Consider the following 15,494-nt stretch of genomic DNA (forward strand, 5'->3'; position numbering starts at 1 on the left):
GCTTGACCTTTGGGTCTGCACTCTGTTGAACCCTGCGGGTGTCTTTCACTGCTCAAGGTGGCTGTCCCCGATGGACGATCAGAACAAGAACCTTATCCTCGCAACCGCGCTCAGCTTTCTCGTGATCCTGGTCTGGTTCGTGCTGTTCCCCCCTCCGGAACAGACGACAACGCCGGATCAGGCTGAAGTAACCAGCGTCGAAGGCAATGAGGTTCAGGCGCCCAGCACAGCCGATACCAGCACTGTCGGAGAGGCAACTGCGGCCGCCACCGAAGCTGAGCCCAAGGCCGAAGCGCCCCGCATCAATATCGACACGCCCCGCCTGACCGGCAGCCTGTCCCTTGCTGGCGGTCGGATCGACGAGCTGTCTTTGAAAGACTACAAGGTCTCACTGGCCGAGGATTCTCCGATTGTCGAGCTGTTGTCGCCGGTCGGATCGCAATCCGCCTATTACGCCCTCTATGGTTGGGCCCCCGGCGCGGGCCTGACCGGTACAGACGTACCCGGACCAAATACCATCTGGACGCTTGAGCAGGGTGAAACCCTGGGTGTTGACACGCCGGTGACGCTGGCCTGGGAAAACGGCAATGGACTGACATTCCGCCGCACCATCGCGGTTGACGAGAACTATATGTTCACGGTCACGCAATCTGTCGAAAACGCCACCGGAACCGAAGTTGGACTGGCACCTTATGGCATTCTTGCGCGCCACGGCATTGGCGAAGACGGCGACCTGCCGGACCTGAAAAACTTCTTCATTCTGCATGAAGGTGTGATCGGTATGGCCGACGGCACTCTGACCGAAGTGGATTATGGCGACGTTCGTGATTTCGATATCGATCCGGACGAACGCGCGCAGGCCGAGGTATTCCAGGTCAAGGAAAACGGCTGGATCGGGTTCACCGATCACTTCTGGATGACCACGCTGATCCCGGAACCCGGTTCTGCTTTCAAGGCGGCTGCCAAATACGACTCGCGTCGCAAGATTTACCAGACAGAAACGGTACTTCTGACGCTGACCGTGGCACCGGGAGCGACCGAGCAGGTGACAACGCAGCTGTTTGCTGGCGCAAAGGAATGGGAGACCATCCGCGAATACCAGGCTGACGGTGTGCAGAAATTCATCGACAGTATCGACTGGGGCTGGTTCTTCTTCCTGACCAAGCCGATTTTCTGGCTGCTGCACAACATTCATGCGCTGATCGGCAACATGGGTTGGTCCATTATTGGCCTGACACTGATCATCAAGGCAATCCTGTTCCCGCTGGCCTTCAAGTCCTACGTCTCGATGGCGAAGATGAAGGAACTGCAACCGCAGATGGAAGCCCTGAAAGAAGCCGCGGGCGACGACCGCCAGAAGATGCAGCAGGGCATGATGGAGCTGTACAAGAAGGAAAAGGTGAACCCCGCTGCCGGTTGTTTGCCGATCCTGTTGCAGATCCCGATCTTCTTCTCGCTGTACAAGGTGATTTTCGTCACAATCGAACTGCGTCAAGCACCGTGGTTTGGCCCCTTCCAGGACCTGAGCGCACCTGACCCGACCTCAATCATGAACCTCTTTGGCTTGCTGCCCTGGGCCGGCCCGCAACCGGATACCCTGATGGCGCTGATCTTTATCGGTATTCTGCCGCTGCTGCTGGGGATCTCGATGTGGCTGCAACAGAAACTTAACCCGGCACCAACCGATGCCACACAAGCGATGATCTTCGCGTGGATGCCCTGGGTCTTCATGTTCATGCTGGGCGGCTTTGCCAGCGGTCTGGTCGTGTACTGGATTGCGAACAACACGATCACCTTTACCCAACAGTATCTGATCATGCGCAGTCAGGGCTATTCGCCGGACGTATTCGGAAACATCAAATCCGGATTTAAGCGATTGCCGAACACGGACAAGAAATGAGCGGAACTGTTTCAGGCCTTTGGCGTCACCCGATCAAAAGCCATGGGCGTGAAGCCCTGAGCCTGATTACCCTCAACCCCGGGCAGACCATGCCCGGGGATCGCGTTTGGGCGGTTGCCCATGAAGCGACCAAGACCGACGGAACAGAATGGGCCCCGTGTGTGGATTTCAGCCGCGGTTCAAAAGCTCCCAAGCTGATGGCAATTTGGGCGAAACTGGACGGCGACCAGGTCACTTTGCACCACCCGGACCGCCCGGATCTGAGCTTTCACCCCGACACGGAGCAATCGGTTTTCCTGGATTGGGTAAAGCCGCTTATGCCTATAGACCGCGCTGCGTCTGCCCGAATTGTCCGGGTGCCCGGGCGCGGCATGACCGATACCGATTTCCCGTCAATCAGCCTGTGCAACATGGCCTCTCATCGCGCTGTTGAACAAAAGCTGGGCCAGTCTTTGTCTGCGGCGCGGTGGCGCGGAAACATCTGGTTCGAAGGCCTGCCTGAGTGGGATGAATTTGACTGGCTGGGCCGTGACCTTCGCATTGGCGAAACCGTACTCCGGGTTCGCGAGCGTATCACCCGCTGTCTGGCCACGACCGCGAATCCGGAAACCGGCGAACGCGACGCGGATACTTTGGGCGCGCTGAACAGCTGGGATCATCAGGATTTCGGTGTTTATGCAGAAGTTGTTCAGGGTGGTGAAATCCGTCTGAATGATACGCTGGAGTTGCTATGACCACGCTTCCGTTTCCGCTGGCTGAAGAGCCGGATGACTTCGCCAAAGAACGCGGTCGCAAACTGTTTGCCGGCCCGTCTGAATTTATCAAAGGCGTGGTCGCCATGACGGGCCTGCCCGCCCCTGACCGGTTAGAGGTTTGCTTTGCCGGACGCTCGAATGTCGGCAAATCCAGCCTGATCAACGCGCTAACCGGAACCAAGGGTCTGGCGCGAGCCTCGAACACACCTGGCCGCACGCAAGAAATCAACTTCTTCACGCAAGGCCCCGACCTCTATCTGGTGGACCTGCCGGGCTATGGGTATGCGAATGCACCGGTTAACGTGGTGGAAAAATGGCAGAAGCTTCTCAAGCAATACCTGAGCGGTCGTCAGACACTGCGCCGTGCCTTTGTCCTGATCGACGCACGACACGGGGTAAAACCGGTCGACGCTGAAATCATGAAATTGCTGGATACCAGTGCCGTGACCTTTCAATGCGTTCTCACCAAGGCTGACAAGGTCAAGGCCAACGAGCGCGAAAAGGTTCTGGAGCAAACCCGCGCGGCCTTGTCCAAACATCCCGCAGCATTCCCGGAAATCGTCCTGACTTCGTCCGAAAAAGGCGACGGGATTCCGACCCTGCGCTCGATCATTGCACATCTGGAATAGCTTCGCCCTTGGCAGCGCGGTGCAAAGGCCCTAACACGGACGGTCAGAGGGACCTTAGCAATGAAGACACGTGACATGAACCGGGACTGGATCGCCACCGCAGCAACCCTGAACAGCGCATTGCCCTATCTGCAGCGCTATGATGGAGCCATCGTCGTCATCAAGCTGGGCGGGCACGCCATGGGCAGTGACGAGGCGATGGAGAGCTTTGCGCGCGATGTCGTCTTGATGCGTCAGGTCGGCGTGAACCCCGTCGTTGTGCATGGCGGTGGTCCGATGATCAACGCGATGCTGGACAAGCTGAATATCCAGTCCGACTTTGTGAACGGCAAGCGCGTGACTGACACGGCAACCGTCGAAGTTGTCGAGATGGTTCTGTCTGGCCTGGTGAACAAGCGCATTGTTCAGGCGATCAATGGTCAGGGCGGTTCGGCCGTGGGTTTGTCGGGCAAGGATGCAAACCTGATGATCTGCGACCAGACGGATGCGTCGCTGGGTTATGTCGGCACCCCTGCCGAGATGAACCCGAAAATCCTGCATGATCTGTTCTCACATGATGTGATCCCGGTAATCGCCCCGCTGGGTGCGGGCCGTGAGGGTGAAACGTTCAACGTGAACGGCGATACGGCAGCCGGGGCGATTGCCTCGGCATTGAAAGCTGACCGCCTTCTGCTGCTGACTGATGTCTCGGGCGTCAAGAACGCGGCTGGTGAAGTGGTGACCGAGCTGAAAGCCGGCCAGATCCGCGAGATGACCCGCGAAGGCACCATCGCAGGCGGCATGATCCCCAAGACCGAAACTGCCCTGGACGCCCTGCGCAGCGGCGTTCGGGCCGTCGTGATACTTGACGGGCGTGCGCCAAATGCGGTTCTGCTTGAACTGTTCACAGAACATGGCGCCGGGTCTCTGATACGGCCAGACTGATCACTGCAACAGCCGAGGGAAGATGACAGATCTCGCGCGACCTTCCTCTGGCCCGGATGCGGGAACTTATGGCCGCGTTGAACACGCGGCGCGTCAGGCGGGGTTGATTGTCATGGGCGCGCTGCATCCCCATCGCGTGGCAGCCCGGCAACTCGACACAGGCACGCTGATCTTGCTGGGCGCGGGTTCTGATTTCTGGCCTGCTCTGAAAGCCTCGCTCGAATGGCGGGGGCCTGATCCAGTAGACCGCTGGTCAACCAGAGTCGTCGGCCAGATGGCACATGCGTTCGGTGCAAAGGCCTATTTCCCCTTTGGTGATCCACCCTATGCGCCTTTCATCGACTGGGCCCTGAAATCGGGACGCACCTTCAGCAGCCCGGTGGGGGCCTTGGTACATGACACGGTCGGCATGATGATCTCATATCGCGGCGCACTGCATTTCGCCCATGAGCTTACCATCCCTAAGGCGCCCGGCGTTTCCCCCTGTGACACCTGCGCCGCCCCGTGCACGACAGCTTGCCCTGTCGGCGCGCTGAACGCGCAAAACTTCTATGACCTTGCGGCCTGCCACGACCATCTTGATACCGCTGAGGGTCAAAACTGCATGACAGGCGGCTGTCTGGCCCGTCTCGCCTGCCCGCTCAGCGTGGGCGCAGGGCGCAACCCCGAACAATCAGCCCATCATATGAAGGCTTTTCATCCGTCATGACCCGCACCCTGATCCTGACGCGACACGCAAAATCCAGCTGGGATAACCCAGGACTTGCCGATCATGAACGCCCCCTGAACAAGCGCGGGCGCAGGTCGGCCCCGGCCATTGGTGCATGGCTGCGCGAAAACGGCTGGATGCCGGATGAAGTGCTCAGCTCGACGTCTAACCGCACCCGCGAGACATGGGATGGAATGGGGTTAAAGGCCGATAAGGTCCGCTTTCACAAAGCGCTCTACCACGCCGACGCAGAAGACATGTTGCGTGAATTGGCAGGCGCTACGGAACCCGTAATATTGATGCTGGGCCATAACCCCGGCATCGCCGAGTTCGCCAGCCAACTTGTGCGACAGTCGCCGGATCACATGCGCTTTTTAGACTATCCGACTTGTGCAACAACTGTGATGACATTTGACGCCGACAGCTGGTCGGACGTGCGCTGGCATACGGGCACTGTGCTGGGTTTCACCACCGCGCGTGAGTTGCTGGAATAGAAAAAGGCGGGACAAAACCCCGCCTTTCCACCATCTTGAAACGTTCAGTGTCCCAGAATCTGGCTGAGGAACAGTTTGGTCCGCTCACTTTGCGGGTTGTTGAAGAACTCTTCCGGTTCGTTCTGTTCCACGATCTGGCCCGCATCCATGAAGATCACGCGGTTGGCAACCTGACGGGCAAAGCCCATCTCGTGCGTCACGCACAGCATGGTCATGCCTTCCTCGGCCAGTTCGATCATGGTGTCGAGCACCTCTTTGATCATCTCCGGGTCCAACGCCGATGTCGGTTCGTCGAACAACATGATCCGCGGCATCATGCACAGTGAGCGGGCGATCGCCACACGCTGCTGCTGACCACCCGAAAGCTGACCAGGATACTTGTCGGCCTGCTCGGGGATTTTCACCTTCTCCAGGAAATGCATCGCGCGCTCTTCGGCCTCTTTCTTGGGCGTCTTGCGCACCCAGATCGGCGCCAGCGTGCAGTTCTCCAGAATGGTCAGGTGCGGGAACAGGTTGAAGTGCTGGAACACCATGCCAACCTCGGACCGGATCTTGTCGATGTTCTTGAGGTCATTCGACAACTCGGTCCCATCCACGATGATCGTGCCATGCTGGTGTTCCTCCAGCGCGTTCAGGCAGCGGATTAGGGTGGATTTCCCCGATCCAGACGGGCCCGCGATAACAATCCGCTCGCCTTGGTTGACGGTCAGATTGATGTCGCGCAGCACGTGAAAGGACCCGTACCACTTGTTCATGTTGGTGATTTCGATGGCAACCTCGTCGCTCACCTGCATTTTGGAACGGTCGATTTCGCGGTCGATTGCAAGTTCAGACATGTGTTGAACTCCTTAACGATGATCCGTGGCAAGGCGACGCTCGAGCCACTGAGAATATTGAGAGATGCCGTAGCAGACGACGAAGAACAGAAGCGCGGCAAAGCCCAGAAGCTCCCAATAGACGCCGTTCCACTCGGTCGACGCCAGGATGGGTCCCCTGATCATACCCACCAGATCGAACATCGAAATGACCGAAACCAGTGTGGTGTCCTTGAACAGGCCAACGGCCACATTCACGATACCAGGGATCGAGATCTTCAGAGCCTGCGGCAGGATGATCAGACGCATCGCCTGAGGGTAATCCAGACCAAGGCTGTCTGCTGCCTCATACTGTCCACGTGGAAGCGCTGCCAAACCGCCGCGGATCACCTCGGCGATATAGGCGGCCGAGAACATTGTGATCATGATCACAACGCGCAGGAACAGATCAACTGTGCTTTCAGGTGGGAAGAAGTACGACAGCATCACCGAAGCCACGAACAGCAGCGTGATCAGAGGCACGCCACGGATGAATTCGATGAAGATGACGCTAACCCACTTGATCAGCGGCATGTCGGACTGACGGCCCAGCGCAAGGGCGATGCCAAGCGGAACTGACAGCGACACACAGGTGACTCCCAGCATCATGTTCAGCATGAAGCCACCCAGATCACGGCTGGGAACGGCGGAGAGCATTGCGTTCTCTGACGCCCCTTCAGGGATCAGCGCCCCACCGATCTTCCAGACGACAAGCGCGACGATGATGGCGCCAAAGAAACCTGCCGCAAAGCTGTTCTTGCCGAATTTCTGGAACACGGCACCACCGGCCACGCAACCCAGCAGAGCCGCAAACGGAACTAGAATGGTACCACCCCAGATCAGCCAGAACGCAATGAACGGGTAGAGCGCTGTGAAGATAAGCATCTTGCGCGGCAGGTCGAAGAACAGCACCGGCGCAAATGCCACCAGCATCAGCACAAAGGCCAGATTCGGGCGCCAGTATTCTTCGGCCGGGTACTTGAAGCCGTAGATCAGTTGCGGCCAACGTTCGGTCAGGACGGCGAAACAGGCACCAGTCTTTCCTGCCAGAATTTCGCGGCATTCCGCCAGCGAGTTCGCATTCCAAACTCCATTCAGAATCCACGGTAGCGTGTTATTCAAAATGAGGTAGATCAGGATCAGCGAGATCACCGTCAGGATCGTGTTGGCCACACCCGAGAACAAGTTCTCGCGCATCCACTTGGCCACACCGACCTCGTTTGCCGGGGGCGGTGAGGGGGGGATTGTGCCTTCGGCCACGAAGGCGATCGAATTCGTCGTTTGATCACTCATGGCTCAGCGCTCCTTCAACTTGACGGATGCGTTGTAAATGTTCATCACCGTCGAAATCAGCAGCGAGGCTGTCAGGTAGAACAGCATCAGCAGCAAAACACATTCGATTGCACGACCTGTCTGGTTAAGCGTGATACCACCCAGCGTTGCGGTGATATCCGCATAGCCCACGGCAATCGCCAGCGACGAGTTTTTGGTGATGTTCAGGTACTGCGAGATCAGTGGCGGGATAATCACCCGCAACGCCTGCGGCAGGACCACGAGGTTCATGATCCGTCCAGGGCGAAGACCCAGCGCCGCGGCAGCCTCGGTCTGACCTTTGTTGATCGCTTGAATACCCGCACGTACGTTTTCGGCAATGAAGGCACCGGTGTAAATCGACAGGGCGAACCACAATGCGATTAGTGGTGCACCGATTTGAAGACCCCCGCGCAGATTAAAACGGTTGGCCAAAGGATCAGGCAGGTCCCATGACAGTCCCAACAAAAACAGAACAACGATAACCGGCAAGAACCAAATCGCAGCGTTCAACAGCAAGGTGTTCGGTCTGACGCCTGTTTCCTCTTGCTTGATCTGGGCGTTTTTTTTCACTAACCGCGTAGAGAAATAGGACGCGACCAATACTGCAATTACAAGCAACCAGTTCGCAACGCCGCCAAAACCACCTGTAAAGTAGGGAAGCGGTACGTAAATTCCCCGGTTGGTGAAGGCAAAGAGTCCGAGCACCATTTCACGATCGGCATCCTCACCCAAATAGGCCCTTGGTGCGGGCATCGTAGCGGTGATGATGAAGAAGATGATAAGGATCCAGATCAGAACCGGAATATTCCGGAAGATCTCGACATAAAACGCCATCAGCTTTGAGATTAGCCAGTTGTTGGACAAGCGCAGAACCCCCGCGAGAACACCAAAGATGGTCGCGGTTATGCAAGCCAGAAAGGCGACCAGCAGCGTATTAAGAATACCCACAATCGCCGCCCGCCCATGAGAGGCCTGGCTGTCATATTCAATGAGGCGTTGGTTGATATCGTACCCAGACGGATCGCCAAGGAATGAATAGGAAATGTTAAGGCCAGCGGCCCTGAGGTTCTGGATCAGGTTGTTGCCCAGATACCAGATGCTAAGCGCAATAACGATTGCCGCAATCACCTGAAATGTCATCGAGCGATAGCGGGTATCGTTTATGAGCATCGACAGCCGAAAATCAGCTTTCGGCGGGTCAGTCATAGTCGACATATTTAGGAATCCCCGTGGCTTGCGGACTTTGTTTTTGTGGCGAGGTTGTCCTCGCTCTGCGTCCGTTCGCGTAAGTTTTAGTGAAAAAGGGCGCAGGTTGCCCTGCGCCCTTTTCCGTCGATATTAGCGGAACGGCGGCGAGTACAGCAGGCCACCTTCGGTCCACTGTGCGTTCAGGCCACGTGCCAGACCGATCGGAGTTTCTTCACCGATGTTCTTGGCAAACACTTCGCCATAGTTGCCGCCGGCTTTGATCGCCTTGGCTGCCCAGTCAGCGTTCAGACCCAGCATCTCGCCCAAGGTGCCTTCGGTACCCAGCAGGCGGTTGATTTCAGGGTTTTCGGTGCCAGCGGCCAGTTCATCGATATTGGCCGAGGTTACGCCCAGCTCTTCAGCCGAGATCAGCGCGTTCAGAGTCCAGCGCACAACGTCGCCCCACTCGTGGTCGCCGTGACGGACCAGCGGGCCCAGCGGCTCTTTCGAGATGATTTCGGGCAGCAGGATGTGATCACCGGGGTTTTCGAATGTGGCGCGGGTTGCCGCCAGACCCGAAGCGTCGGTGGTGTAAACGTCACATGCGCCAGCCAGATACTGCTGCTGTGCTTCGGCGTTGGTTTCGATCGGAACCGGTTCGTAGCTGATGTTGTTCGAACGGAAGAAGTCCGCCAAGTTCAGCTCGGTTGTGGTGCCGGTCTGGATGCAAACGGTTGCGCCGTCCAGTTCCTTGGCCGAGCTTACGCCCAGCGCCTTGGGAACCATAAAGCCCTGACCATCATAATAGTTCACGCCGGTGAATTCGAACTTCAGGTCGACGTCGCGGCTGAAGGTCCAGGTGGTGTTACGCGCCAGCATGTCGATCTCGCCCGAAGCCAGAGCGGTAAAACGTGTCTTACCAGTGGTCGGAACGAATTCTACCGCGCTTGCGTCGCCCAGAACAGCAGCAGCAACGGCGCGGCACAGCGATACGTCAAAGCCCTGCCATTCGCCATTGGCATCGGGAGCAGCAAAGCCAACCAGACCGGTGGTCACGCCACAGTTCAGCTTGCCGCGCGCTTTAACGTCGTCAACGGTCCCTGCCACGGCTGCGCCAGCAGCAAGACCGGCAATCGTTGCCGCGCCCAAGATTACGGATTTTTTCATTTTTACCTCTTCCTGATTTCCCGCCCCATCAGAGGCGGCTCTGCCCGGCAAGTGGATGCCGGATAGGTTACTCCAAAGGTGTCTCCCCTTTAGTGGCACTGAGTTTGGGCGTATTCATAAACAAACGTCAAGGGTCGGATCATCGAAAACGATGGATCAGACCCCAACCAATTTGAACATTTGGCCAAAAATCGGAAAATAAGGATCAAACCGACATATCAAAGAAGCGTTTAGCATGCAGAAACGCGGCTTTCTTCGTTTCGGCGACCAAATGGGCCTCGTCATCGTGACCCCATTGTTCGACCTGCCAGGTTTCGTCCAGCCGCGAAATGCGCCAAATTTCGGCTGGTTCGCGCCAATCCATGGCCGCCGCAAACCCGAGAATCAATGACCCCGACAAGCTGACCAGATCGTGGAACGCCGCCAGTTGAAACGCATCCAGCGCATGGACGCGAGCACGCAGCGCCGACAGGGCAGCGGCAGATTGCGGCTTGTGCAGCACACCGATAACCGGCTGCAAGCGAGCAGACAGCGCAGCCTCGGCCCAGTCCAGCGCCGGGTCCCATTCGGCGCTTTGACGTTCCTGCAACTCTGTTGGATGTGTCGCCCGATAGCACAGCAGATCAGAATCGCCGTAATCCGCAAGCATATCGGCAACTTCCCCGTACTGGAACCGAACCTTGTCGATTGCCGCATTCGCCGAACGGGTGCATGGCATTGTCGACGGATCTACCTCTTTCTGCTGGGCATCCCATTCTGCCGCAACCGCTTCGGCCATGGCGCGGGTCGGCAGGATCAACGCCGCTTTGGCAGGGGTCTTGACGCGGCGGCCATCCAGTTCAACCGTAAACCCGCCGTCGACCTCGGTGATCCGGCTTTCTTTCCAGAAGCGTTTCGGTTTCCAGTCGCTCATGTTTCAGTTCCATATCCCGGCCAGCGCATTGGGCAACTGGTCAAAGGTCTCAATCACGCAGGTGGCCGAGGTCAAAGCAGACCGATCATGGTACCCCCATGCCACGCCGATGCCGCGCACTCCGGCAGCGGCAGCCATGTCCATGTCATAGCTTGTATCGCCGACCATCACCGCGCAGTCGGGTTCGACACCGGTCTCGGCCAACGCGGTCTGCACCATGGATGGATGCGGTTTCGACGGATGGTGGTCGGCAACCTGCCGGGTGACGAAGTAGGGCTCAAGCCCATGCACTTCGATCAACGCATCAAGCCCGCGCTGGGATTTGCCGGTTGCCACCCCAAGAAGCACTTCGGGCACGGCGTGCAAGGCTTCAATCGCCTCTCTCGCACCGGGATAGAGCGGAGAGCTGGCCGCGCCCATATCCACACGATGCGCGTGATAGGCTTCCTTATACCCTTCAACGAGATCGTTCTGGACCGAGGAAGGTTGGTCCGGCACTAACCGTGCGATAGCATGTGGCAGGGACAGCCCGACGATGGACAGGATCACCTCTCGCGTCGGTACAGGGATCGAAGCGGCCTGAAAGCTGGTGGTCATGGCGTGAACGATACTGCCCTGACTGTCGACCAGAGTACCATCTACATCAAACAGAACCAGCCGCAGGGGTGCGCTCATTGCAGCGCCTCAAACGGGTCGTCGGCGGCCAGATCCTCGGTCCAGCCGAAGGTGTCCCAGCTGTGTTTCATATGTTCCGGCAAGGGCGCTGTCACGGTCACAGGTTTGCGCGTTGTCGGATGCAGGAATGACAGTCGCCGCGCGTGCAGATGCAGCTTTTTGCTGATGATCCCACCCAGTTGCGCGCCCCAGCCATCACCCAGGTTTTCCTGCCCCGAGCCACCGTATTTGCCGTCGCCGATGATCGGATGCCCGATGGCTGCCATATGCGCGCGCAGTTGGTGGGTGCGGCCTGTGATCGGCTCCATCGCCACCCAAGCGGCGCGCCCGGCCACGCGGTAGAGGGTCGCATAATGTGTATGTGCCCGTTTCGCACCGGGGGTGCTGTCGATCTCGTTCATATGGACGGGGATCATCTTTTCACCCTCGCCGTGCGCGCCATGACCAGCTGCTTTCACAAGACCCGTCTTGATTTCACCCAGATATGGCGTGGGAACACCTGCAACCAGCGCCCAGTAAATCTTGCGTGTATCGCGGTGACGGAAAGCGGCTGTCAGCCCCTTTGCGGCTTCGCGCGTGCGGGCCAGCAGCAGAACACCTGACGTGTCCTTGTCCAGGCGGTGAACCAGACGCGGGTTTTCGTCATACCCAAACCGCAACGCCTCGGACAGGCTGTCGACATGCCGGGTCTGCCCGCTGCCGCCCTGAACCGGCAGGCCCTGCGGCTTGTTCAGGGCCAGAATGTGATCATCACGGTAGATCACGCAGGACTGGATCATCTTGGCATCCGCATCCGAGATACTATGCCTGACCTCAACCGGTTTGTGTTCTGGCCCCGGCAACGGCGGCACACGAACCACCTGCCCGACCTCTAATCGGGTCGAGGCCTTGGCCCGGCTGCCATCCACGCGCAGTTCCCCCTTGCGGCACATCTTTTCGATGCGGCCCTGGCTGACATGCGGGAACAGGCGGCGCAACCAGCGGTCCACACGCTGATCGCCGTCCCCTTCAGCGACTGTAATCATCTGTACGCCACTCATGCCATTGCCCCTTGCGCCGCGCGGGTGATCCGCCCGGATTGCGTCTTTGTCCGTATCCCAGAAATCATGGGGGTCTCTCGCGCGCAACGCGGCAAGAGTCAAGGTATCAGACAGGAACCTTTGGCGTTCGAGGGGGCTCAGCGCCGCCCGCCACTTCTCGGCACGATCAGTGCATTCCCAGCCAGCCTAGCTGTTGCGCTGGGTCCGAAGCTTGGCGAAGTAATCGAGGCGCTTTTTCAGCTCACGCTCGAACCCGCGCTCGACCGGTTGATACAGAACCGGGCGTTTCATTGTTTCGGGGAAATAGTTCTGACCGGAAAACCCGTCTTCGGCGTCATGGTCATACGCGTAGCCGGCACCATATCCCTGATCCTTCATCAGTGATGTGGGGGCATTCAGGATATGTTTGGGCGGTGGCTCGCTTCCCGATTGCTTGGCCAGCCGCATCGCTGCCTTATAGCCGACATAGGCGCCGTTGGATTTCGGGGCCAGGGCCAGATAGACCAGCGCCTGCGCCAGCGCCAGCTCACCTTCGGGGGAACCGAGCCGCTCATACGTTTCCCAGGATTGCAGGCATATGGCCTGCGCCTGCGGGTCGGCCAGACCGATATCCTCGACCGCCATCCGTGTGATCCGACGCGCCAGATAGCGCGGGTCTTCGCCCCCTGTCAGCATTCGCGCGAACCAGTACAGCGCCGCGTCCGGGTCGGACCCGCGTACCGATTTGTGCAGGGCTGAAATCAGGTTGTAATGTTCATCGCCCGACTTGTCATATTTCGCCGCCCGCCGCATCAGACGCGTCGACAGCGCGTCCGTGTCCAACGGCGCATCAACCTTCCAAGCCGAAACCTGTTCGATCAGGTTCAACAACGCCCGTCCGTCCCCATCGGCCATTTCCTGCAACGCATCGCGGGCTGCGGGTGTCAACGGCAACGCGCGGCCCAGCTCTTTTTCGGCACGCTGGGTCAGGCGTTCAAGATCGGAAAGGCCAAGCCGTTCCAGCACCAGAACCTGCGACCGGCTGAGAACAGCGGCGTTCAGCTCAAAGGACGGGTTCTCGGTCGTTGCCCCGACAAGAAGGATCGTGCCGTCCTCCATATGCGGCAGAAAACCGTCCTGCTGTGCCTTGTTGAAGCGGTGAATCTCGTCCACGAACAGCAAGGTCCCCTGCCCATTCTGACGCCTGATCTTGGCCGCTTCGAAAACCTTCTTCAAATCCGGCACACCGGTGAAAATCGCACTGATCTGAACGAAATGCAGATCGGTTTCCTGCGCCAGCAACCGTGCGATCGTCGTCTTTCCGACACCGGGCGGCCCCCAGAAGATCAAGCTGGACAGACTGCCCGACGCCAGCATGACCCCCAGCGGCGCATTCGGGCCAAGAACCTGTTCCTGACCGATGACCTCGGCAAGAGTCTGCGGGCGCAACCGGTCCGCCAGGGGACGGTGTGGCGCAGCGGTGGGTTCCGTTGGCCCGGTATCGAACAGATCGCTCACGGGTTACAGCCGGAACCGCAATGAGACTGACCGGCCACCGCGCAGAAGACCCATCTGCACACGACGACCCGGATCTGTCAGCGCATTCTCTACATCCCCAGGACGTTCGATGTCATTGGAATTGATGCTTTCAAGAATATCCCCCGATCGCAAACCCGCGCGTCCACCATAGGGACCGGGATCAACAACAACGACACCTGTCTGGGACAGTGGCAAGCCCATATCAGAGATCACCGCAGGGTTGACGCGGGACACCACCAGCCCCGGCAGGACAGTGTCTTCATCCAATGTCGTCTCTTCAGCCGCCGGGACTTCGGGCGCTTTGATCAGTGCCACCTCAACCTCTTCGCTCTGGGTGCCACGCAGCCGTGTCAGAACCGATGTTCCCCCAACCCCTGCGACAGACATGCGAAACTTCATCTCGGCAGGTGAGTTCACTTCGTCCCCGTCCACATGGGTCACGACATCCCCCACCTTAAGCCCCGCCTCGCGCAGCGGGCTAAGGTCATGCAGGTCCGAGATGACAACACCCAGTGGGATGGCAAGACCAAGGGATTCAGCAATATCCGCGCTCATATGCTGACCGGTCATGCCTGCCCAAGGGCTGACAAAACTGTCATTGCCCTGCTGTGCCTGTTTCAGGAACTCGGCCACAAGATTTGCGGGGATGGCAAAACCGATGCCATTCGACCCGCCCGAGCGTGTCAGAATAGACGTGTTGATCCCGATCAGGTCCCCGTTCATATCAATCAGCGCACCGCCGGAATTCCCCGGATTGATCGCTGCATCTGTCTGAATGAAATACCCGCGCGCATTGCCCGTCGCCGTACCTGTACGCGCCAAGCCCGAGATGATACCAGAGGACACCGTCTGCCCCACCCCGAACGGGTTGCCGATGGCAAGGGCCAGTTCGCCAACCTCGACCTGATCGGAATCGCGCAGGGTCAGGTAGGGCAGATCTTGCGCCTCTTCCAGACGCAGGATCGCAATATCGCTTTCTTCGTGCCCCAGTACGACCGTGGCAGAAAACTCGCGCCGATCGGTTGTCACGACCCTGATCTCGGTCGCCGAGCCTACAACATGGTAGTTGGACACAACGTAACCATCTTCAGACAGGATGACCCCGGAGCCCAGCGAGTTCTGAACCCGCGGCTGCGGTGTTCCCAGGCTGCCGCCGAAGAAATCCCGAAAGAACGGGTCCGAATAAAACGGGCTGGCCCGCCCCTGCCGCACGATCTTGGCGTAGATATTCACCACCGCAGGCGAGGCCTTTTTGACCACCGGAGCAAAGCCCAGAGAGATTTCGGACTGTGATTGCGGGACGCGGGTTTCGGCGAATGCTGGCAGGGCCATGACAAGCATAAGAGCGATAAAGGATGCGCGGATCATGGGGGCTCCGGATTAGATCATCCTTGGGATATGCGGGGCAAAGGCG

The 15,494-nt window shown here is 58.5% G+C and carries 15 protein-coding genes; 6 read left to right on the forward strand and 9 right to left on the reverse strand.

Translation table 11 applies throughout. The annotated features are described in order from the left end of the window. The first annotated feature begins 70 nt into the window (after nt 1-70). From yidC to ACR0BF_RS02460, 6 genes are read left to right on the forward strand one after another with little or no spacing between them, the layout of a single operon-like run. Nucleotides 71-1,900 (forward strand): membrane protein insertase YidC, encoded by a 1,830-nt coding sequence (gene yidC, locus ACR0BF_RS02435; protein WP_480554821.1) that lies wholly within the window; start codon nt 71-73, stop codon nt 1,898-1,900. Beyond that, nucleotides 1,897-2,634 (forward strand): MOSC domain-containing protein, encoded by a 738-nt coding sequence (locus ACR0BF_RS02440; RefSeq protein WP_480624199.1) that lies wholly within the window; start codon nt 1,897-1,899, stop codon nt 2,632-2,634. Before yidC ends, ACR0BF_RS02440 begins: the two co-directional genes overlap by 4 nt. After that, nucleotides 2,631-3,284 carry a ribosome biogenesis GTP-binding protein YihA/YsxC gene (yihA, locus tag ACR0BF_RS02445; protein WP_480474029.1) on the forward strand — a complete coding sequence of 218 codons (654 nt, stop codon included), beginning with the start codon at nt 2,631-2,633 and terminating at the stop codon, nt 3,282-3,284. The genes ACR0BF_RS02440 and yihA overlap by 4 nt, the downstream gene beginning before the upstream one ends. Nucleotides 3,285-3,344: 60 nt before the next feature. After that, nucleotides 3,345-4,208, forward strand: a complete 864-nt coding sequence (gene argB, locus ACR0BF_RS02450) for an acetylglutamate kinase (protein ID WP_480474030.1) — start codon at nt 3,345-3,347, stop codon at nt 4,206-4,208. A gap of 22 nt (nt 4,209-4,230) precedes the next feature. Continuing rightward, on the forward strand, nt 4,231-4,917 hold the full coding sequence (locus ACR0BF_RS02455) for a ferredoxin (RefSeq protein WP_480624200.1): 687 nt from the start codon (nt 4,231-4,233) through the stop codon (nt 4,915-4,917). Then, on the forward strand, nt 4,914-5,411 hold the full coding sequence (locus ACR0BF_RS02460; protein WP_480520349.1) for a SixA phosphatase family protein: 498 nt from the start codon (nt 4,914-4,916) through the stop codon (nt 5,409-5,411). Before ACR0BF_RS02455 ends, ACR0BF_RS02460 begins: the two co-directional genes overlap by 4 nt. Before the next feature lie 44 nt (nt 5,412-5,455). Here the strand turns inward: ACR0BF_RS02460 and ACR0BF_RS02465 are convergent, their stop codons facing one another. From ACR0BF_RS02465 to ACR0BF_RS02505, 9 genes are all read right to left on the reverse strand, one after another. Continuing rightward, nucleotides 5,456-6,247 carry an amino acid ABC transporter ATP-binding protein gene (locus tag ACR0BF_RS02465; RefSeq protein ID WP_480624201.1) on the reverse strand — a complete coding sequence of 264 codons (792 nt, stop codon included), beginning with the start codon at nt 6,245-6,247 and terminating at the stop codon, nt 5,456-5,458. Nucleotides 6,248-6,259: 12 nt separating this feature from the next. Next, nucleotides 6,260-7,558, reverse strand: a complete 1,299-nt coding sequence (locus ACR0BF_RS02470; RefSeq protein ID WP_480607394.1) for an amino acid ABC transporter permease — start codon at nt 7,556-7,558, stop codon at nt 6,260-6,262. A 3-nt stretch (nt 7,559-7,561) separates the two neighbouring features. Beyond that, nucleotides 7,562-8,794, reverse strand: a complete 1,233-nt coding sequence (locus ACR0BF_RS02475) for an amino acid ABC transporter permease (RefSeq protein ID WP_480624202.1) — start codon at nt 8,792-8,794, stop codon at nt 7,562-7,564. Nucleotides 8,795-8,917: 123 nt separating this feature from the next. Then, complete coding sequence (locus ACR0BF_RS02480; RefSeq protein WP_480474036.1) at nt 8,918-9,934, reverse strand: amino acid ABC transporter substrate-binding protein; 1,017 nt, start codon at nt 9,932-9,934, stop codon at nt 8,918-8,920. 205 nt (nt 9,935-10,139) lie between these two features. Next, nucleotides 10,140-10,847: an ATP12 family chaperone protein gene (locus ACR0BF_RS02485; protein ID WP_480624203.1), complete on the reverse strand. Its 708-nt coding sequence runs from the start codon at nt 10,845-10,847 to the stop codon at nt 10,140-10,142. 3 nt (nt 10,848-10,850) lie between these two features. After that, the gene (locus tag ACR0BF_RS02490) at nt 10,851-11,522 is read right to left on the reverse strand and encodes an HAD-IA family hydrolase (protein WP_480607388.1); all 672 of its coding nucleotides are present in this window, start codon (nt 11,520-11,522) and stop codon (nt 10,851-10,853) included. Continuing rightward, complete coding sequence (locus tag ACR0BF_RS02495; protein ID WP_480624204.1) at nt 11,519-12,562, reverse strand: RluA family pseudouridine synthase; 1,044 nt, start codon at nt 12,560-12,562, stop codon at nt 11,519-11,521. The genes ACR0BF_RS02490 and ACR0BF_RS02495 overlap by 4 nt, the downstream gene beginning before the upstream one ends. Nucleotides 12,563-12,748: 186 nt before the next feature. Beyond that, the gene (locus tag ACR0BF_RS02500; RefSeq protein WP_480554832.1) at nt 12,749-14,059 is read right to left on the reverse strand and encodes a replication-associated recombination protein A; all 1,311 of its coding nucleotides are present in this window, start codon (nt 14,057-14,059) and stop codon (nt 12,749-12,751) included. A 3-nt stretch (nt 14,060-14,062) separates the two neighbouring features. Next, nucleotides 14,063-15,448, reverse strand: a complete 1,386-nt coding sequence (locus ACR0BF_RS02505; RefSeq protein ID WP_480520339.1) for a trypsin-like peptidase domain-containing protein — start codon at nt 15,446-15,448, stop codon at nt 14,063-14,065. Nucleotides 15,449-15,494 lie beyond the last annotated feature (46 nt).

It is taken from the genome of Ruegeria sp. AG7 (assembly GCF_056541545.1).